Below are 16,112 nucleotides of genomic sequence, written 5' to 3'. Positions count from 1 at the left end.
CAGATTCGCGCGGCCAGTCGGGGAGGCATTGCGCGCGTTCTACGCGCCTGGCTTGCGCGCCAACCAGGCCGTCAGCTCGGGGGTGTCCGGGCCTCCTGGCTCCACCTTCAGGTACAAGGAACCGGCATCCGGCGACAGGTCCGCCTCGTGCACGCCGGGCCATGCGGCAAGCGCCCGCAGCAGTTCCGCGTCACGACCGGACCAGTGATCGGGTACCGCGACCACCCGGTTCGACCGGTAGCGCGGATGCATCCCGCGGGCGATCCACCACCAGGCCAGCAGCAACGGCACCCCGGCGAGGAACACCCCGACCGGCCCGACCAGTGTCAGCAGGACACCTCCCAGCACGCCGCCGGCGAAAATCCCAAGGAACTGCGCGGTGGCAAAGCCGCCCATCGCCGTGCCCTTGTGGGCGACCGGCGCCACGCGCGCAACCAGCGACGGCAGTCCCGCCTCAAGCAGGTTGAAGGCGGCAAAGAACAGGACCATCAGCGCCGCCAGCGTCCACAGACCGCCGCCGTCGAGCACCAGCAGGGCCAGCAGGATCTGCACCCCGGCCAGCAGGGCGATCGCCCCGCGCAGCACGCTGTGCACGCGCCGGCGGCGCTCGCCGAAGATGATCCCCGGGAGCATCAGCGCGAACCCCGCCAGCAGCACCGGCACATAGAACTTCCAGTGGCTGGCACCCGCTAGCCCGAGCGTCTCCACCAGCTGCACCGGGATAACCAGAAAGTTCGCGGCCAGGACCAGGTGCAGCACGAAGATGCCGAGGTTCAGGCGCAACAGGTCCGGGGCGCGCAGCACGCGGGGCAGTGCCGACCAGACCGGCACCATGTCCGGGTGTGCCCGCGCCCGTGCCGGGGTTGGCACCCAAAGGAACAGGATCACAATCGCGACCAGTCCGAGCAGCGCCGACAGGCCGAAGATCCCGGACAATCCCGCCGCCTGGTCCACCACCGGGCCCAGAGCCATCGCTGCGGTGAAGGTCAGGCCGATGGTCAGCCCGATCACGGCGAGGGCCCGCATACGCCGTTCCTCGCCGACCAGGTCCGCTGTCAGGGCCAGGATCACCGCTGCCACCGCACCCGCCCCCTGCAGGGCACGCCCGAGGATGATGCCGTGGATGGTCTCGGCGACCGCGGCGAGCACACTGCCAGCAACGAACAGCAACAGCCCGGCGAGGATCAGCGGCTTGCGGCCGACCCGGTCCGACAAGAGACCGAACGGGATCTGCAGCACGGCCTGGGTGAGTCCGTAGATCCCGAGCGCCAGGCCCATCAGCAGCGGGGTTGCGCCGGGGATACGGTCGGCATGCAGCATGAACACCGGCAGGACCATGAACAGGCCGGCCATGCGCACGCCATAAATCGCCGCCAGCCCAGTGGTGGCGCGCAGCTCGCGGGGATTCATGGCGTCCGGGACCGACGCAGGCAAGAAGAACTCTTCATGTCCGGGGAGTTTACCGGCAAGCGCGGCGGGGAAACCATGGCGAGCGCGGCCCGGGTGTTACCATGGATGGTTTGCGGCGCCCCAATGGAAACACTGATCCGTGTTTTCGCTAGCGCGCCGCGCGACGTAACCCAGTGGAGTCGATCCAGCCCCATGGACAGCATCAGCATTCGCGGCGCCCGCACCCATAACCTGAAGAACGTGGACCTCGACCTGCCGCGCGAACGGCTGATCGTGATTACCGGCGTTTCCGGTTCGGGCAAATCCTCGCTGGCCTTCGACACCCTGTTCGCCGAGGGCCAGCGCCGCTACGTGGAGAGCCTGTCGACCTACGCCCGGCAGTTCCTGTCGATGATGGAAAAGCCCGACGTCGACCAGATCGAGGGTCTGTCGCCGGCGATCTCCATCGAGCAGAAGAGTACCTCGCACAACCCGCGCTCCACCGTCGGGACCATCACCGAGATCTACGACTACCTGCGCCTGCTGTTCGCGCGCGCCGGCGAGCCGCGCTGCCCGGAACACGGCGAGACCCTGGCCGCCCAGACCATCTCGCAGATGGTCGACCAGGTACTCGATCTGCCGGAGGGCGACAAGGTCATGCTGTTGTCGCCGGTGGTCCGCGGCCGCAAGGGCGAACACCACAAGATGCTCGAGGCGATGCGCTCCCAGGGCTACCTGCGCGCGCGTATCAATGGCGAGATCCACGACCTCGACGCCCTGCCGGCGCTGGACCCCAAGCGCAAGCACAACATCGAGATCGTGATAGACCGCTTCCGCGTGCGCGAGGACCTGCGCCAGCGCCTGGCCGAGTCCTTCGAAACCGCCACCGAACTGGCCGATGGCCTGGCGCTGATCGCGTGGATGGACGAGCCGGAACGCGAGCCGATGATCTTCTCGGCGCGCTACGCCTGTCCGATTTGCGGCTATGCCCTGCGCGAGCTGGAGCCCCGGCTGTTCTCGTTCAACAACCCGGCAGGCGCCTGCCCCACCTGCGACGGCCTCGGTGTGCACCAGTTCTTCGACCCCGAACGGGTCGTGTCGCAGCCCGAGCTAAGCCTTGGTGGCGGGGCCGTACGGGGCTGGGATCGGCGCAACGCCTGGTACTTCAGCCTGCTGACCAGTCTCGCCCGGCATTACGACTTCGACGTGGAGGCCCCTTGGCAGGAATTGCCGGCCGAGGTCCGCGCGGTGGTCCTGCATGGTTCGGGCACGGAGAAGGTCAAGCTGTCGACCCCGGCCGCCAACGGCCAACTACGCACCGACGAACGCGTGTTCGAGGGTGTGATCCCGAACCTGGAGCGGCGCTACCGCGAGACCGACTCCGCGGCAGTGCGCGAGGAACTGGGCCGCTACCAGGCGGAACAGCCCTGCCCCGACTGCCACGGCACGCGCCTCAACTCGGCCGCACGCAACGTCTTTGTCAGCGACATGACCCTGCCCGAGGTCACGCACATGAGCGTGGCCAACGCGCAGGCCTTTTTCGACGACCTCCGCCTGCCGGGACGCTTCGCCCAGATCGCCGAGAAGATCGTGCGCGAGATCTCCGCGCGCCTGGGGTTCCTCAACGATGTCGGCCTGGACTACCTGACCCTGGACCGCTCCGCCGACACGCTTTCCGGCGGCGAGGCCCAGCGTATCCGCCTCGCCTCGCAGATCGGCTCGGCCCTGGTCGGGGTGATGTACATCCTCGACGAGCCATCAATCGGCCTGCACCAGCGCGACAACGCACGCCTGCTGAAGACCCTGAGCCACCTGCGCGACCTCGGCAACACGGTCATCGTGGTGGAGCATGACGAGGATGCCATCCGACAAGCCGATTATGTCGTGGACATCGGCCCCGGCGCGGGTCGCCACGGCGGCCACATTGTGGCGTCGGGCACCCCGGAGGCGGTCGCGAATCATCCGGATTCCCTCACCGGCGCATACCTGCGCGGCACCCGCTGCATCCCGGTGCCGGACCAGCGGACGCCGCCCGACGCGGAGCGCGAGATCCGCGTAATCGGCGCGCGTGGCAACAACCTGAAGGGCGGTGATTTCGCCTTCCCCACCGGGCTGTTCACCTGCGTGACCGGGGTCTCGGGCTCCGGCAAGTCCACCCTGGTCAACAACACCCTGTACCCGGCCGTCGCCACCGCCCTCCATGGCGGGCGCCACCACATCGAGGATCACGACCGCATCGACGGCATGGAGTTGATCGACAAAGTGGTCGACATCGACCAGAGCCCGATCGGGCGTACCCCGCGCTCCAACCCGGCCACCTATACCGGCCTGTTTACGCCCATACGCGAACTGTTTGCCGCAACCGGCGAGGCGCGCTCGCGCGGCTACAAGCCCGGGCGCTTCTCGTTCAACGTCCGTGGCGGGCGCTGCGAGGCCTGCCAGGGCGATGGCGTGATCAAGGTGGAAATGCACTTCCTGCCCGACGTCTTCGTCCCCTGCGACGTCTGCAAGGGCCATCGCTATAACCGCGAGACCCTGGACGTGCGCTACAAGGGCAAGAATATCCACGAAGTCCTGGAGATGACCGTCGAAGAGGCCCTCGACTTCTTCCAGCCGGTACCGGTGATCCACCGCAAGCTCGAGATGCTGATGGAGGTGGGCCTGTCCTACATCCAGCTGGGGCAGAATGCCACCACCCTTTCCGGTGGCGAGGCCCAGCGCATCAAGCTCGCCCGCGAGCTCTCCAAGCGCGATACCGGTCGTACGCTCTACATCCTCGACGAGCCGACCACCGGCCTGCATTTCGAGGATATCGCCCAGCTCCTGCGCGTGCTCCACCGCCTCCGCGACCATGGCAATACCATCGTCGTGATCGAGCACAACCTCGACGTCATCAAGACCGCCGACTGGCTGATCGACATCGGCCCGGAAGGCGGCAGCGGCGGCGGTGAACTCCTCGTGGCAGGCGCCCCCGAAGCGGTGGCCGCCACCGCCCACAGCCACACCGGGCAGTTCCTTGCACCGCTGCTCCCCGCCGCAAGCTCTTCCCACGCCGCCAACGGTTAACGACCCGCGGCCTTTTCCATCTCCACGGGCTGCGCGCCTGCGCACCGTCCCCACAGACCGCGCTTCCCTCTCTCTTTCTAAATTCGCGGTTACCCAGACGCAAGAAAGCCGGCGCAAGGCCGGCTTTCCGAGCGCCCAACCTGCGAGCGCGATTTCCTCTGGCGACGGACCCTCAGGCGGCTTCGCCTTCTCCGGCATCCAGTTCCGGACGATCCACGAGTTCAACGTAGGCCATCGGGGCATTATCACCCGCGCGGTTGCCGCACTTCAGGATCCGCAGGTAGCCACCGGGCCGCGCCTGGTAGCGCGGACCCAGTTCGGCGAACAGCTTGCCCACAATCTCCTTGTCACGAAGACGGGCAAACGCCAGCCGACGACCGTGAACGCTGTCTTCCTTGGCCAGCGTGATCAGCGGTTCGGCGACGCGACGCAGCTCTTTCGCCTTGGGCAGCGTGGTCTTGATCAGTTCGTGCCGGAACAGGGCCACGGACATGGCCTGAAACGTGGCCTTGCGGTGCGAGCTGTTGCGGCCCAGCTGACGGCCGGAATGACGATGACGCATGAGAGGCTTCCTCTAAAAAACGATGGGCGCGGGGCGCCGTGATTACTCGTTGTCGTCGCGCAGACCCGGCGGCGGCCAGTTCTCGAGACGCATGCCGAGCGACAGCCCGTGGGTCGCCAGCGTGTCCTTGATTTCAGTCAGCGATTTCTTACCGAGGTTCGGCGCACGCAGCAGCTCGACCTCGGTGCGCTGGACGAGATCCCCAATGTAGTACAGGTTCTCGGCCTTCAGGCAGTTGGCCGAACGCACCGTCAGTTCCAGCTCGTCCACCGGACGCAGCAGCACCGGGTCGATCGCGCCACCCACGGCACCCGCCACTTCGGCCGACTCTTCTTGCAAGTCCACGAACGGCGCCAGCTGGCCCTGAAGGATCGTCGCGGCTTGACGCACGGCGTCATCCGGGGCGATCGCACCATTGGTTTCGAGCTCGAGCACCAGGCGATCCATATCGGTCCGCTGGGCCAGACGCGCGCTTTCGACGCGATAGGACACGCGGCGAATCGGGCTGAAGCTGGCGTCCAGCAACAGTCGACCAATACCCGTGTCATCCCCACCCTCGGCTTGCCGACGCGTGCTGACGGGTTCGTACCCGCGACCCGCGCGCGCCGTCAGAGTGATGTCCAGATCCACGTTCTTGGTGATCGTCGCGATCACGTGTTCCGGGTTCACCACCTCGACGTCATGGTCGACCTGAATGTCGCCGGCCGTCACCACGCTCGGACCCTTCTTCCTCAGGGTCAGCGTGGACTCGTCGCGGCTGTGCATACGCAGCGCAACACCCTTCAGGTTCAGCAGGATGTCGACGACATCTTCCTGTACCCCTTCGATGGTGGTGTACTCGTGCAGCACGCCTTCAATCCGGGCCTCGACAATGGCGGCACCCGGGATGGACGACAGCAACACACGTCGCAGGGCATTGCCCAGGGTGTGGCCGAAGCCGCGTTCCAGCGGCTCGAGGGCGACCTTGGCCTGATTCCGATTCTCGGCCTCGACCTCGATCTGCTGTTTCTTGACCAGTTCGTTCGACTGCATTGTGACTCCTGGCGCCAGGCCGAAAAACGATTACTTCGAGTACAGCTCGACGACGAGCGACTCGTTGATGTCCGCAGGCAGATCGGAACGATCCGGGATCGCCTTGAACGTACCCTCGAACTTGCTGGTGTCCACTTCGATCCAGCTCGGGAACCCGGTCTGCTCGGCCAGCGTCATCGAGTCCTGGATGCGCACCTGCTTGCGCGCCTTCTCCCGGACCGTAACCACGTCGGACGGCTGCACCTGGTAGGCCGCGATGTTGACCACCTGGCCGTTCACCTGGATCGCTCGATGCGCAACCAGCTGGCGCGCTTCGGAGCGGGTGGAGCCGAAGCCCATGCGGTACACCACGTTATCCAGACGACCTTCCAGCAGCTTCAGCAGGTTCTCACCCGTCGAGCCCTTGCGCTGAGCGGCCTTCTTGTAATAGTTGCGGAACTGCTTTTCCAGCACGCCGTAGATGCGGCGAAGCTTCTGCTTCTCGCGCAGCTGCACGGCGTAGTCCGACAGGCGAGTACGGCGTTCACCGTGCTGACCCGGCGGCTTGTCGAGCTTGCACTTTGTTTCCAGCGCACGGACCCCACTCTTCAGGCCCAGGTCCACGCCTTCACGGCGACTCAACTTGCATTTCGGTCCAATGTAACGAGCCATTCTTCAACTCCAGCCTTAAACGCGGCGTTTCTTGGGCGGCCGGCAGCCGTTGTGAGGGATCGGGGTTACATCACTGATATTCGTGATCTTGAACCCGGCATTGTTCAGCGCACGTACCGCCGACTCGCGACCCGGACCCGGGCCCCGCACCATCACGTCGAGATTCTTCACGCCGTGTTCGGCCGCAGTCGTCCCGGCGCGCTCGGCCGCGATCTGCGCGGCGAACGGCGTCGACTTGCGGGAACCACGGAAGCCCGAACCACCGGAGGTGGCCCAGCTGATCGTGTTCCCCTGCCGGTCGGTGATCGTGATGATCGTGTTGTTGAACGTGGCGTACACATGAGCCACGCCCTCGGCGATGTTTTTGCGGACCTTTTTCTTGGTCCGTGTTTGCGCTTGTGCCATGTACCTGAGATCCCAGTCTGATTACTTGCGAATCGGGCGACGCGGGCCCTTTCGGGTGCGTGCATTCGTCTGCGTCTGCTGACCGCGCAGCGGCAGGCCGCGACGGTGGCGCACGCCACGGTAGCAGCCCAGATCCATCAATCGCTTGATGTTCATGCTGACTTCCCGGCGCAGATCCCCTTCCACGGGGATCTTGTCGATCTGGGCGCGCAGAGCATCCACTTCGGCATCCGTCAGATCCCGCACCTTGATGTCCCGACGCACACCCGCCCCATCGCAGATCAGGCCGGCCCGAGTCGGGCCAATGCCATAGATCGCGGTCAGCGCGATTACCGTGTGCTTCTGGTCAGGAATATTGATTCCAGCGACGCGAGCCATCCAACTTCTCCATCAAAATCCGGCAAAGCCGGCTATAGTAGCAATGATTATGCGTTACGCCAAGCTTCAGCCCTGACGCTGCTTGTGGCGGGCGTCGGAACAGATCACCCGGACCACGCCATTACGCCGAATGACTTTGCAATTCCGGCACATCGGCTTTACAGATGCACGTACCTTCATGGTCTTTCTCCTGGTCTAGCGGATCCCGGTCCCGCCGAAACCCTTCAGATTCGCTTTCTTCATCAAGCCTTCGTACTGGTGGGACACCAGATGCGACTGCAACTGCGCCATGAAATCCATCACCACGATCACGATGATCAGAAGCGAGGTCCCGCCAAAGTAGAAGGGCACGTTCCAATACAGGATCAGAAACTCCGGCAGCAGGCACACTGCGGTGATGTACACCGCCCCCACCGCCGTCAGTCGAGTCATGACCCCGTCAATGAATCTTTCGGTTTGGACACCTGGCCGGATCCCCGGAATGAAGGCGCCCTGCTTCTTCAGATTTTCCGCCGTATCGCGTGAGTTGAACACCAGCGCGGTATAGAAGAAGCAGAAGAAAATAATCGCGGCCGCATAGAACATCACGTACAGCGGCTGTCCCGGCGCCAGCGTCGTCGAGATCTCGCGCAGCCAGTCCATCCCTTCAGCCTGGCCGAACCATTGCCCCAACGTCGACGGGAACAGAATGATACTCGATGCGAAGATCGGCGGGATCACCCCGGCCATGTTCAGCTTCAGCGGCAGGTGCGAGGACTGGCCACCGACCATCTTCCTTCCCACCTGGCGCTTGGCGTAATTGATCGTCACCCGGCGTTGTCCGCGCTCGACGAACACCACGAAGGCGGTCACCGCCAGGGCCAGGACGATCAGAATCACCACGAATGCCGCGGCCAGTTCACCGGTGCGGGCCAACTCCAGGGTTCCGCCAATCGCGCCCGGAAGCCCTGCGACGATACCGGCGAAGATGATGATCGAGATCCCGTTGCCAATGCCGCGTTCCGTAATCTGCTCACCCAGCCACATCAGGAACAGCGTCCCCGTCACCAGCGAGACCACCACGGTGAAGATAAAGATCGGGCCCGGGTTCAGGGCCATCGGCATCCCCTGGATGGTCTGACCATTCAAGGCAATCCCGATCCCGATACTCTGGAACAGCGCGAGCGCCACGGTCCCGTAGCGCGTGTACTGCGTAATCTTGCGACGTCCCTGTTCGCCCTCTTTCTTCAACTGCTGGAGCGCCGGAACGGTCGCGGCCAGAAGCTGCATGATGATGGCGGCCGAGATGTACGGCATCACCCCCAGGGCGAAGATCGACAGGCGCTCCAGCGCCCCCCCGGAAAACATGTTGAACATGTCCAGGATGGTCCCGCTTTGCTGTTCGAAGAACTGCGAGACGGCCACCGGGTTGATACCGGGCACCGGAATGAATGTACCGATCCGGTACACCACCAGGGCACCCAGAACGAACAGCAGGCGTTGGCGTAACTCGGTAAAACCGGTGAGCCCGCCACCGGAACGTGCTGTCGCTCCACGTGCCATTATTTAGGCCTCAACGCTCCCGCCAGCGGCTTCGATCGCCGCCCGCGCGCCCTTGGTGACGCCCACGCCCTTCACGGCACAGGCCTTCGAGACTTCACCGGAGGCGAAGATCTTGGCGCTCTGCGCATCGCTGCGCACGACGCCCGCAGCCTTCAGGGTGTCCAGGGTCACGTCGCCGTCGACCTTGGCCAGTTCGCTGAGACGCACTTCGGCCGAATACTGTTGCTTGCGCGAGCGGAAGCCCACCTTGGGCAGGCGACGCTGCAGCGGCATCTGGCCGCCTTCGAACCCGACCTTCGTGTAACCACCCGAGCGAGACTTCTGGCCCTTGTGGCCGCGGCCGCCGGTCTTGCCCAGACCGGAGCCAATCCCCCGACCGACGCGCTTGGCCGGCTTGCGGGCACCGTCGGGGCTGGAAATGTTATTCAGTCGCATGATTAGACTTCCTCTACCTTCAGCAGGTACGAGACCTTCTTGACCATGCCCATGTTCTCGGGCGTGGCCTCGATGATCGCGCTGCTGTGGGTCTTGCGCAGCCCGAGTCCACGCACGCACGCCTTGTGCGTGGCGATACGGCCGGCGGTGCTGCGTACCAGTGTCAGTTTCAGCTTGCTCATGGCTTAGCTCTTCACTTCGTCGACGGACTTGCCGCGCTTGGCCGCAACCCGTTCCGGCGAGTTCACCATGGTGAGCCCGTCGATGGTCGCCTGCACGACGTTGATGGGATTGCGCGAACCGACGCACTTGGCCAGCACGTTACGCACGCCCGCCACTTCGAGCACTGCGCGCATCGCGCCGCCAGCGATGATCCCGGTACCCTCAGAGGCCGGCTGCATGTAGACATTGGCCGCGCCATGATGCCCGTTCACCGCATAGTGCAGCGTGCCTTCGTTCAGCGACACATTGCGCATTTCCATGCGCGCCTGCTGCATTGCCTTCTGAATCGCCGCAGGCACCTCGCGCGCCTTCGCGTATCCGTATCCGACTCGTCCCTCGCCATCACCGACGACGGTCAGTGCGGCAAACCGGAACTGCCGGCCGCCCTTGACCACCTTCGCAACGCGGTTGACGCCAATCAGCTTTTCCTGGAGGCCGTCCTGCGCTTCGCTTACATCGTTACGTGCCATTTCTCTCTCCGCTCGATCGCGTTTGACTAGAACTGCAGGCCGCTTTCACGGGCGGCGTCGGCAAGTGCCTTCACCCGACCGTGATAACGAAAACCCGCGCGGTCAAACGCGACCTGTTCGATCCCTGCTTTGCGCGCACGCTCCGCGATGGCCTGGCCCACGCGGGCGGCGGCCTCGGCGTTGCCGGTGGAACCCCCGGCATTCTTCAGATCCTTCTCCACGGTCGACGCCGCGGCAAGCACCGCGTCGCCCGAGGGGGCAATGATCTGCGCGTACATGTGGCGCGGCGTCCGGTGGATACAGAGACGATGCACCCCCAGCTCACGGATCTTGAACCGTGCGCGCCGCGCCCTCTTAAGTCTGGCCTCTTTCTTGTCCACTGGTGCCTACCTACTTCTTCTTGGCTTCTTTGCGCACGATGCGCTCGTCTTTGTACTTCACGCCCTTGCCCTTGTAGGGCTCCGGCGGGCGGAAGGCGCGAATATTCGCTGCCACCTGGCCCACCTTCTGGCGATCCGTTCCCTTGACCACGACCTCGGTCGGGGTCGGTGTCTCCACCGTCACGCCTTCCGGAATGTCGAAGTCGATCGGATGCGAGTACCCGAGCGTCAGGTTCAGCTTCGCGCCCTGCATTTGGGCGCGATAGCCGACGCCGACCAACTCCAGCGCCCGGACGAACCCTTCGCTCACCCCGTGGACATGATTGCCCAAGAGTGCCCGAATAGTACCCGCCAACGCGACATTCTTCGCGTTCTCCGTGGCCTTCACTCGAACCACCCCGTCCTCGACGGTAACGATCACGGCTTCGGGGCAGGTGAGCTGTAACTCGCCCTTCGGACCCTTGATCTTGATCTCGCTGTCCGACTGCTCGACGGAGACGCCGTTCGGCAGCTTGATCGGCAGATTTGCAATGCGCGACATGGCTGATTCCTCAGTAAATCTTGCAGAGGACTTCGCCGCCCTGGCCTGCGGCCCGGGCAGCGCGGTCACTCATGACACCCTGTGGCGTGGAGACCACGGCAACCCCGAGACCGGCGTTAATCCGCGGCAGCTCGTCCTTGCCGCGATAAATCCGCAGGCCCGGACGCGAGATGCGCTCGACGGTCTCGATGACCGGCCGTCCCTCGAAGTACTTCAGCTTCACCACCAGTTTCTTCTGGGCAACTTCACCCTCGACCTGGATGTCGCCTACGAAACCCTCATCGGCGAAGACCTTAAGGATACGCTCCTTGGCCTTGCTGAAAGGAATGGCGACCTGCTCCTTGTTCGCACGCTGGGCGTTGCGAACACGGGTGAGCATGTCGGAAATCGGATCGGTCATCATCGGTTCAAATCTCCTTACCAGCTCGCCTTGCGCAGGCCCGGAATCTCGCCCTTCATGGCGTGTTCGCGCAGCTTGTTGCGCCCCAGGCCAAACCGGCGGTAATAACCTTTCGGCCGACCAGTGACGCCGCACCGGTTCGTCTGCCGAACGCGCGCGGAATCACGCGGCAGCTTTTGCAGCGCATGCATGGCCGCCAGGCGTTCTTCGGACGACTTGGTCTCGTCGACCAGGATCGCCTTCAGTTCGGCCCGCTTGGCCGCGTACTTGTTGACCAGTCGCTCGCGCTTTTTCTCGCGTTCGAGCATCGATGTCTTTGCCATGTGCGCCTACCTCGGTTACTGCCGGAACGGGAATCGGAAGGCCTCCAAAAGGGCCTTGGCTTCCGCGTCCGTTCTTGCACTGGTGGTAATCGTGATGTCCATGCCGCGCAATTTGTCGACACGGTCGTAATCGATCTCCGGGAAGATGATCTGTTCCTTGATGCCCATGCTGTAGTTGCCACGGCCATCGAAGGCTTTCGCGGAAAACCCGCGGAAGTCCCGCACGCGCGGTAGCGCTACGCTGATCAGGCGATCCAGGAACTCGTACATCTCCCGCCGGCGCAAGGTGACCTTGCAGCCGATCGGATAGTCATCGCGGATCTTGAACCCGGCGATCGACTTGCGCGCCTTGGTCACGACCGGCTTCTGCCCGGCAATGGCCGTCATGTCGCTGACCGCGTGCTCGATCACCTTCTTGTCCGCGACGGCATCACCCAGACCCATATTCAGGGTCACCTTGGTGACACGCGGGATTTCCATCACGTTGGCATAGCTGAACTGCTCGCGCAGGGCCTGCTTCACCGTGGATTCGTATTCTTCTCTCAAGCGTTCCATAAAACCGTCCGTCCCGCGTTATGCGTCCACGACTTCGCCGTTCGAGCGGAAGACCCGCACCTTACGGCCGTCTTCCAGGGTCTTGAACGACACGCGATCACCCTTGTCGGTTGCAGGGTTGAAGACCATCACGTTGGACACATCGATCGGCATTTCCTTCTCGATGATCCCACCGCCGACGCCCTGTTGCGGGTTCGGCTTCTGATGCTTCTTCACCATGTTGATGTTCTGAACCAGAACCTTGCCATCGAGGACCTTGATAATGGTGCCCCGGCGACCCTTGTCCTTGCCAGAAATCACGACGACATCGTCGCCTTTGCGAATCTTGTTCATCACGTCCTCACAGCACTTCCGGGGCGAGGGAGATAATCTTCATGTACTTCTCCCCTCGCAGTTCACGCGTCACCGGCCCGAAGATACGGGTGCCGATCGGCTGGTGCTGGTTGTTCAGCAGGACCGCGGCGTTGCGGTCGAAGCGGATCAGCGATCCATCCGCACGGCGCACGCCCGCGGCCGTGCGCACCACGACGGCGTCATAGACGTCGCCCTTCTTCACCTTGCCACGCGGGATCGCATCCTTGACGCTCACCTTGATGACGTCGCCCACCCGGGCGTACCGGCGGTGCGACCCGCCCAGCACCTTGATGCACTGGATGCGTCGGGCACCGCTGTTATCGGCGGCCTCGAGCACGGTCTGCATTTGAATCATGACTTATCTCCTGGCAGCCGATTCAGAGAGCGTCCTGCCCGACCACTTCGATCAGGGCATGATGCTTCTGCTTGGAAATCGGCCGGCATTCACGGATACGAACCCGATCGCCCATGCGCGATACATTTTCTTCGTCATGGACGTGCAGTTTCGTGCTGCGACGAATGAACTTCCCGTACAGCGGATGACGGACGCGACGCTCGACAAGAACCGTGCGGGTCTTGTCCGTCTTGTCGCTAATCACGCGCCCGACGACGGAACGCTGAGTCCTGGAACCTTCTTCGGTCATTGTCTTAACCTGCCCTTCTACGTTCATTCATCAGCGTCTTGATCTGCGCGATCTCGCGCCGCACCTTGCCGACACGATCCGGGCGCGCAAGCTGCCCGACCGACTTCTGCATGCGAAGGCCGAACTGTTCCTTGTAGAGCGCTTCCAGCTCCTGGTCCAGATCGCCGTCCGACTTCTTTCTGAGCTCTTCTGCTTTCATCACATCACCTGCCGACGGGTAAACACCGTCTTGACCGGGAGCTTGGCGGCGGCCAGACGCATTGCCTCACGCGCAACGTCTTCATGCACACCTTCCATCTCGTAGAGCACGCGGCCGGGCTGGATCTTGCAGACCCAGTACTCGACACCGCCCTTGCCCTTGCCCATGCGCACTTCAAGCGGCTTCTTGGTGACCGGGACGTCCGGGAACACCCGGATCCAGATCTTCCCGCCACGCTTGATGTGACGCACCATCGCACGCCGCGCCGCCTCGATCTGGCGCGCGGTAATGCGACCGCGTTCCACGGCCTGAAGGCCGTACTCGCCGAAGCTGACCTTGGCGCCGGTGGAGGCCATGCCCCGGTTCCGGCCCTTGAACTGCTTGCGGAATTTGGTTCTTTTTGGCTGCAACATGGTCTATGTCCTAGCTCGCGTTGGCCGCAGCGCGCGTCCCTTCGACCGGTTCCAGGCCGAAAACTTCGCCCTTGAAGATCCACACCTTGACGCCGATGATCCCGTAGGTCGTACGCGCCTCGGCGAAACCGTAGTCGATGTCCGCACGCAGGGTGTGCAGCGGCACGCGGCCTTCGCGGTACCACTCGGAACGCGCGATCTCGGCGCCATTGAGACGACCGGCCACGTGCACCTTGATGCCCTGGGCACCCAGGCGCATCGCATTACCCACGGCGCGCTTCATCGCACGACGGAACATAATGCGGCGTTCAAGCTGCTGGGCGATACCTTCCGCGACCAGCTGGGCTTCGATCTCGGGCTTGCGCACCTCTTCGATATTGATCTTGACGTTGCCCTGCTCCAGGCCCGTCTCGGCTGCCACTTCCCGGCGCAGCTTCTCGATGTCCTCGCCCTTCTTGCCGATCACAATCCCCGGACGTGCCGTGTGAATGGTGATGTGCGCGGCCTTCGCGGGACGCTCGATGGTGATTCGGCTGACCGACGCGTGGGCAAGTTTCTTCTGCAGAAACGTGCGCAGCTTGATGTCGTTGTTCAGCGTCTCGCCAAACTCGCGGCCATCCGCGTACCAGGTCGCGGACCACGGGCGAGAAATGCCCAGCCGAATGCCGGTTGGATGTACTTTCTGACCCATGGTTAATTCGCTCCCTTCTCGCTAACGCCAATCACGATGTGACTGGTGCGCTTCATGATGCGGTTGCCGCGACCCTTGGCCCGCGCCTGCATGCGCTTCAGCACCGGCCCCTCGTCGACCTGGATGCGCGAGATGCGCAGCTCGTCGATGTCGGCACCGTCATTGTTCTCCGCATTGGCAATCGCGGACTCCAGCACCTTTTTTACAATCGCTGCCGGCTTTTTGGGGCTGAAAGTCAACTCGTTCAGAGCCTCTTCCACCCGCATGCCACGAACCTGGTCGGCGACCAGCCGCGTCTTCTGCGGCGAGATGCGCGCGTAGCGCAGTTTTGCAATCGTCTCCATCGTTCGTCCTCAGCGCGACTTCTTGTTGGCGATGTGACCCTTGAAGGTCCGCGTCAACGCAAACTCGCCCAGCTTGTGGCCGACCATGTTTTCGTTGACCAGCACCGGAATATGCTGACGCCCGTTGTGTACCGCGAGGGTGAGTCCCACCATCTGCGGGATGATCATCGAGCGGCGCGACCAGGTCTTGATCGGACGCCGATCGTTCTTCTCGAGCGCCACATCCACCTTCTTGCGAAGGTGATGGTCGACGAACGGGCCTTTCTTCAGTGAACGCGGCATGCTGGCACTCCGTTACTTCTTGCGCCGACGCACGATCATGCCGTCGGTACGTTTGTTGTTGCGGGTCTTGTAACCCTTGGTCGGGCGGCCCCACGGGGTCACCGGGTGACGCCCGAAGTTGCGACCTTCACCACCACCATGCGGGTGGTCGACCGGGTTCATCGCAGTACCACGCACGGTTGGGCGGACACCCATCCAGCGTTTGGCACCGGCCTTCCCGAATTTCTTGAGGCTGTGCTCGCTGTGACCGACTTCGCCGATCGTGGCCCGACACTCGGACTGGATGCGGCGCATCTCACCGGAGCGCAGGCGAATCGTCGCGTGCGCGCCTTCACGTGCCACGACCTGGGCCGAGGCACCGGCGGACCGCGCAATCTGCGCTCCCTTCCCCGGCTTCATCTCGATGCAGTGAATCACCGTGCCCACCGGAATGGAGCGCAGCGGCATCGCGTTACCCACGCGAATCGGGGCCTGCGAGCCGCTGGTCACGGCATCACCCTGCTTCAGCCCGCGGGGCGCAATAATGTACCGGCGTTCGCCGTCAGAGTACAGTACTAACGCCAAATGAGCGCTGCGGTTCGGATCATACTCCAGCCGCTCGACCTTGCCGGGCACGCCATCCTTGTTCCGCTTGAAGTCAACGATGCGGTAGCGCTGCTTGTGGCCACCACCGACGTGCCGCGTGGTAATCCGGCCAGCGTTGTTGCGGCCGCCCGAGCGAGTCTGCTTTTCGAGCAGCGCCGCGTGCGGCGCGCCCTTGTGCAGACCGTCGCCACGGATCTTCACCGCGTGACGACGCCCGGCAGAGGTCGGATTGGTCTTGATAATCGCCAT

Annotated in this window: 26 protein-coding genes; 1 reads left to right on the top strand and 25 read right to left on the bottom strand. The window is 63.7% G+C overall.

Translation table 11 applies throughout. From position 1 onward, the window contains the following. Positions 1 to 39 precede the first annotated feature (39 nt). Complete coding sequence (locus tag TVD_RS02495) at positions 40 to 1,410, bottom strand: MFS transporter (protein ID WP_047250720.1); 1,371 nt, start codon at positions 1,408 to 1,410, stop codon at positions 40 to 42. Positions 1,411 to 1,602: 192 nt separating this feature from the next. On the opposite strand from TVD_RS02495, the gene uvrA reads away from it, so the two are divergent. Continuing rightward, a complete protein-coding gene (gene uvrA, locus TVD_RS02490) occupies positions 1,603 to 4,455 on the top strand; it encodes an excinuclease ABC subunit UvrA (protein ID WP_018176984.1) in 2,853 nt (950 codons plus the stop codon). Positions 4,456 to 4,627: 172 nt separating this feature from the next. Here uvrA and rplQ read toward each other — a convergent pair whose 3' ends face one another. The 24 genes from rplQ to rplB form a co-directional block, all read right to left on the bottom strand. Then, the gene (gene rplQ, locus TVD_RS02485) at positions 4,628 to 5,017 is read right to left on the bottom strand and encodes a 50S ribosomal protein L17 (protein ID WP_018146438.1); all 390 of its coding nucleotides are present in this window, start codon (positions 5,015 to 5,017) and stop codon (positions 4,628 to 4,630) included. Positions 5,018 to 5,059: 42 nt separating this feature from the next. Then, entirely contained in the window at positions 5,060 to 6,049 is a 990-nt protein-coding gene (locus tag TVD_RS02480; protein ID WP_018168204.1) for a DNA-directed RNA polymerase subunit alpha, read from the bottom strand. Between the two features lie 30 nt (positions 6,050 to 6,079). After that, positions 6,080 to 6,700 carry a 30S ribosomal protein S4 gene (gene rpsD / locus TVD_RS02475; protein ID WP_018146440.1) on the bottom strand — a complete coding sequence of 207 codons (621 nt, stop codon included), beginning with the start codon at positions 6,698 to 6,700 and terminating at the stop codon, positions 6,080 to 6,082. A 15-nt stretch (positions 6,701 to 6,715) separates the two neighbouring features. Beyond that, on the bottom strand, positions 6,716 to 7,105 hold the full coding sequence (gene rpsK / locus TVD_RS02470; protein ID WP_017941093.1) for a 30S ribosomal protein S11: 390 nt from the start codon (positions 7,103 to 7,105) through the stop codon (positions 6,716 to 6,718). 21 nt (positions 7,106 to 7,126) lie between these two features. Continuing rightward, positions 7,127 to 7,483 (bottom strand): 30S ribosomal protein S13, encoded by a 357-nt coding sequence (gene rpsM / locus TVD_RS02465; RefSeq protein ID WP_018139891.1) that lies wholly within the window; start codon positions 7,481 to 7,483, stop codon positions 7,127 to 7,129. 66 nt (positions 7,484 to 7,549) lie between these two features. Further along, positions 7,550 to 7,663, bottom strand: a complete 114-nt coding sequence (rpmJ, locus tag TVD_RS13905; protein ID WP_077277041.1) for a 50S ribosomal protein L36 — start codon at positions 7,661 to 7,663, stop codon at positions 7,550 to 7,552. Positions 7,664 to 7,678: 15 nt separating this feature from the next. Then, a complete protein-coding gene (gene secY, locus TVD_RS02460; protein WP_018146441.1) occupies positions 7,679 to 9,025 on the bottom strand; it encodes a preprotein translocase subunit SecY in 1,347 nt (448 codons plus the stop codon). Positions 9,026 to 9,028: 3 nt separating this feature from the next. Further along, the gene (gene rplO / locus TVD_RS02455; RefSeq protein ID WP_018146442.1) at positions 9,029 to 9,460 is read right to left on the bottom strand and encodes a 50S ribosomal protein L15; all 432 of its coding nucleotides are present in this window, start codon (positions 9,458 to 9,460) and stop codon (positions 9,029 to 9,031) included. A gap of 2 nt (positions 9,461 to 9,462) precedes the next feature. Then, positions 9,463 to 9,642 (bottom strand): 50S ribosomal protein L30, encoded by a 180-nt coding sequence (gene rpmD / locus TVD_RS02450; protein ID WP_018168205.1) that lies wholly within the window; start codon positions 9,640 to 9,642, stop codon positions 9,463 to 9,465. Positions 9,643 to 9,645: 3 nt separating this feature from the next. Beyond that, the gene (gene rpsE / locus TVD_RS02445) at positions 9,646 to 10,152 is read right to left on the bottom strand and encodes a 30S ribosomal protein S5 (RefSeq protein WP_018146444.1); all 507 of its coding nucleotides are present in this window, start codon (positions 10,150 to 10,152) and stop codon (positions 9,646 to 9,648) included. Positions 10,153 to 10,178: 26 nt separating this feature from the next. Then, the gene (gene rplR / locus TVD_RS02440; RefSeq protein WP_018168206.1) at positions 10,179 to 10,532 is read right to left on the bottom strand and encodes a 50S ribosomal protein L18; all 354 of its coding nucleotides are present in this window, start codon (positions 10,530 to 10,532) and stop codon (positions 10,179 to 10,181) included. A gap of 10 nt (positions 10,533 to 10,542) precedes the next feature. Then, positions 10,543 to 11,073 (bottom strand): 50S ribosomal protein L6, encoded by a 531-nt coding sequence (gene rplF / locus TVD_RS02435; RefSeq protein WP_018146446.1) that lies wholly within the window; start codon positions 11,071 to 11,073, stop codon positions 10,543 to 10,545. A gap of 10 nt (positions 11,074 to 11,083) precedes the next feature. After that, positions 11,084 to 11,476 carry a 30S ribosomal protein S8 gene (gene rpsH, locus TVD_RS02430; protein WP_018146447.1) on the bottom strand — a complete coding sequence of 131 codons (393 nt, stop codon included), beginning with the start codon at positions 11,474 to 11,476 and terminating at the stop codon, positions 11,084 to 11,086. Positions 11,477 to 11,490: 14 nt separating this feature from the next. Continuing rightward, positions 11,491 to 11,796: a 30S ribosomal protein S14 gene (gene rpsN, locus TVD_RS02425; RefSeq protein WP_019563614.1), complete on the bottom strand. Its 306-nt coding sequence runs from the start codon at positions 11,794 to 11,796 to the stop codon at positions 11,491 to 11,493. 15 nt (positions 11,797 to 11,811) lie between these two features. Further along, positions 11,812 to 12,351: a 50S ribosomal protein L5 gene (rplE, locus tag TVD_RS02420; RefSeq protein WP_047250719.1), complete on the bottom strand. Its 540-nt coding sequence runs from the start codon at positions 12,349 to 12,351 to the stop codon at positions 11,812 to 11,814. An 18-nt stretch (positions 12,352 to 12,369) separates the two neighbouring features. After that, positions 12,370 to 12,684 carry a 50S ribosomal protein L24 gene (gene rplX, locus TVD_RS02415; protein WP_018146450.1) on the bottom strand — a complete coding sequence of 105 codons (315 nt, stop codon included), beginning with the start codon at positions 12,682 to 12,684 and terminating at the stop codon, positions 12,370 to 12,372. Positions 12,685 to 12,691: 7 nt separating this feature from the next. After that, positions 12,692 to 13,060 (bottom strand): 50S ribosomal protein L14, encoded by a 369-nt coding sequence (gene rplN / locus TVD_RS02410; protein ID WP_018146451.1) that lies wholly within the window; start codon positions 13,058 to 13,060, stop codon positions 12,692 to 12,694. Between the two features lie 22 nt (positions 13,061 to 13,082). Continuing rightward, positions 13,083 to 13,349 (bottom strand): 30S ribosomal protein S17, encoded by a 267-nt coding sequence (gene rpsQ, locus TVD_RS02405; protein ID WP_018146452.1) that lies wholly within the window; start codon positions 13,347 to 13,349, stop codon positions 13,083 to 13,085. Positions 13,350 to 13,353: 4 nt separating this feature from the next. Beyond that, the gene (gene rpmC, locus TVD_RS02400; RefSeq protein WP_018168209.1) at positions 13,354 to 13,548 is read right to left on the bottom strand and encodes a 50S ribosomal protein L29; all 195 of its coding nucleotides are present in this window, start codon (positions 13,546 to 13,548) and stop codon (positions 13,354 to 13,356) included. Beyond that, positions 13,548 to 13,961, bottom strand: a complete 414-nt coding sequence (gene rplP / locus TVD_RS02395; RefSeq protein ID WP_017941078.1) for a 50S ribosomal protein L16 — start codon at positions 13,959 to 13,961, stop codon at positions 13,548 to 13,550. The genes rpmC and rplP overlap by 1 nt, the downstream gene beginning before the upstream one ends. A gap of 10 nt (positions 13,962 to 13,971) precedes the next feature. Next, positions 13,972 to 14,652 carry a 30S ribosomal protein S3 gene (gene rpsC, locus TVD_RS02390; protein ID WP_018146454.1) on the bottom strand — a complete coding sequence of 227 codons (681 nt, stop codon included), beginning with the start codon at positions 14,650 to 14,652 and terminating at the stop codon, positions 13,972 to 13,974. A 2-nt stretch (positions 14,653 to 14,654) separates the two neighbouring features. Beyond that, on the bottom strand, positions 14,655 to 14,996 hold the full coding sequence (rplV, locus tag TVD_RS02385) for a 50S ribosomal protein L22 (protein ID WP_018865674.1): 342 nt from the start codon (positions 14,994 to 14,996) through the stop codon (positions 14,655 to 14,657). A 9-nt stretch (positions 14,997 to 15,005) separates the two neighbouring features. After that, positions 15,006 to 15,278, bottom strand: coding sequence for a 30S ribosomal protein S19 (rpsS, locus tag TVD_RS02380; RefSeq protein ID WP_047250718.1), 273 nt, complete (start codon positions 15,276 to 15,278; stop codon positions 15,006 to 15,008). A 12-nt stretch (positions 15,279 to 15,290) separates the two neighbouring features. Next, positions 15,291 to 16,112: a 50S ribosomal protein L2 gene (rplB, locus tag TVD_RS02375; protein WP_018146457.1), complete on the bottom strand. Its 822-nt coding sequence runs from the start codon at positions 16,110 to 16,112 to the stop codon at positions 15,291 to 15,293.

This window comes from Thioalkalivibrio versutus, from assembly GCF_001020955.1.
Lineage (GTDB): Bacteria > Pseudomonadota > Gammaproteobacteria > Ectothiorhodospirales > Ectothiorhodospiraceae > Thioalkalivibrio > Thioalkalivibrio versutus.
The sequence above is the reverse complement of the archived record's forward strand: the minus strand, read 5'-3'. Positions and strand labels throughout refer to the sequence as shown.

What these genes read in the sequence shown, in the direction of transcription:
- TVD_RS02495 (WP_047250720.1), bottom strand. Translation starts at nt 1,410, where the DNA reads ATGAATCCCCGCGAGCTGCGCGCCACCACTGGGCTGGCGGCGATTTAT.
- uvrA (WP_018176984.1), top strand. Translation starts at nt 1,603, where the DNA reads ATGGACAGCATCAGCATTCGCGGCGCCCGCACCCATAACCTGAAGAAC.
- rplQ (WP_018146438.1), bottom strand. Translation starts at nt 5,017, where the DNA reads ATGCGTCATCGTCATTCCGGCCGTCAGCTGGGCCGCAACAGCTCGCAC.
- TVD_RS02480 (WP_018168204.1), bottom strand. Translation starts at nt 6,049, where the DNA reads ATGCAGTCGAACGAACTGGTCAAGAAACAGCAGATCGAGGTCGAGGCC.
- rpsD (WP_018146440.1), bottom strand. Translation starts at nt 6,700, where the DNA reads ATGGCTCGTTACATTGGACCGAAATGCAAGTTGAGTCGCCGTGAAGGC.
- rpsK (WP_017941093.1), bottom strand. Translation starts at nt 7,105, where the DNA reads ATGGCACAAGCGCAAACACGGACCAAGAAAAAGGTCCGCAAAAACATC.
- rpsM (WP_018139891.1), bottom strand. Translation starts at nt 7,483, where the DNA reads ATGGCTCGCGTCGCTGGAATCAATATTCCTGACCAGAAGCACACGGTA.
- rpmJ (WP_077277041.1), bottom strand. Translation starts at nt 7,663, where the DNA reads ATGAAGGTACGTGCATCTGTAAAGCCGATGTGCCGGAATTGCAAAGTC.
- secY (WP_018146441.1), bottom strand. Translation starts at nt 9,025, where the DNA reads ATGGCACGTGGAGCGACAGCACGTTCCGGTGGCGGGCTCACCGGTTTT.
- rplO (WP_018146442.1), bottom strand. Translation starts at nt 9,460, where the DNA reads ATGCGACTGAATAACATTTCCAGCCCCGACGGTGCCCGCAAGCCGGCC.
- rpmD (WP_018168205.1), bottom strand. Translation starts at nt 9,642, where the DNA reads ATGAGCAAGCTGAAACTGACACTGGTACGCAGCACCGCCGGCCGTATC.
- rpsE (WP_018146444.1), bottom strand. Translation starts at nt 10,152, where the DNA reads ATGGCACGTAACGATGTAAGCGAAGCGCAGGACGGCCTCCAGGAAAAG.
- rplF (WP_018146446.1), bottom strand. Translation starts at nt 11,073, where the DNA reads ATGTCGCGCATTGCAAATCTGCCGATCAAGCTGCCGAACGGCGTCTCC.
- rpsH (WP_018146447.1), bottom strand. Translation starts at nt 11,476, where the DNA reads ATGATGACCGATCCGATTTCCGACATGCTCACCCGTGTTCGCAACGCC.
- rpsN (WP_019563614.1), bottom strand. Translation starts at nt 11,796, where the DNA reads ATGGCAAAGACATCGATGCTCGAACGCGAGAAAAAGCGCGAGCGACTG.
- rplE (WP_047250719.1), bottom strand. Translation starts at nt 12,351, where the DNA reads ATGGAACGCTTGAGAGAAGAATACGAATCCACGGTGAAGCAGGCCCTG.
- rplX (WP_018146450.1), bottom strand. Translation starts at nt 12,684, where the DNA reads ATGAACAAGATTCGCAAAGGCGACGATGTCGTCGTGATTTCTGGCAAG.
- rplN (WP_018146451.1), bottom strand. Translation starts at nt 13,060, where the DNA reads ATGATTCAAATGCAGACCGTGCTCGAGGCCGCCGATAACAGCGGTGCC.
- rpsQ (WP_018146452.1), bottom strand. Translation starts at nt 13,349, where the DNA reads ATGACCGAAGAAGGTTCCAGGACTCAGCGTTCCGTCGTCGGGCGCGTG.
- rpmC (WP_018168209.1), bottom strand. Translation starts at nt 13,548, where the DNA reads ATGAAAGCAGAAGAGCTCAGAAAGAAGTCGGACGGCGATCTGGACCAG.
- rplP (WP_017941078.1), bottom strand. Translation starts at nt 13,961, where the DNA reads ATGTTGCAGCCAAAAAGAACCAAATTCCGCAAGCAGTTCAAGGGCCGG.
- rpsC (WP_018146454.1), bottom strand. Translation starts at nt 14,652, where the DNA reads ATGGGTCAGAAAGTACATCCAACCGGCATTCGGCTGGGCATTTCTCGC.
- rplV (WP_018865674.1), bottom strand. Translation starts at nt 14,996, where the DNA reads ATGGAGACGATTGCAAAACTGCGCTACGCGCGCATCTCGCCGCAGAAG.
- rpsS (WP_047250718.1), bottom strand. Translation starts at nt 15,278, where the DNA reads ATGCCGCGTTCACTGAAGAAAGGCCCGTTCGTCGACCATCACCTTCGC.
- rplB (WP_018146457.1), bottom strand. Translation starts at nt 16,112, where the DNA reads ATGGCGATTATCAAGACCAATCCGACCTCTGCCGGGCGTCGTCACGCG.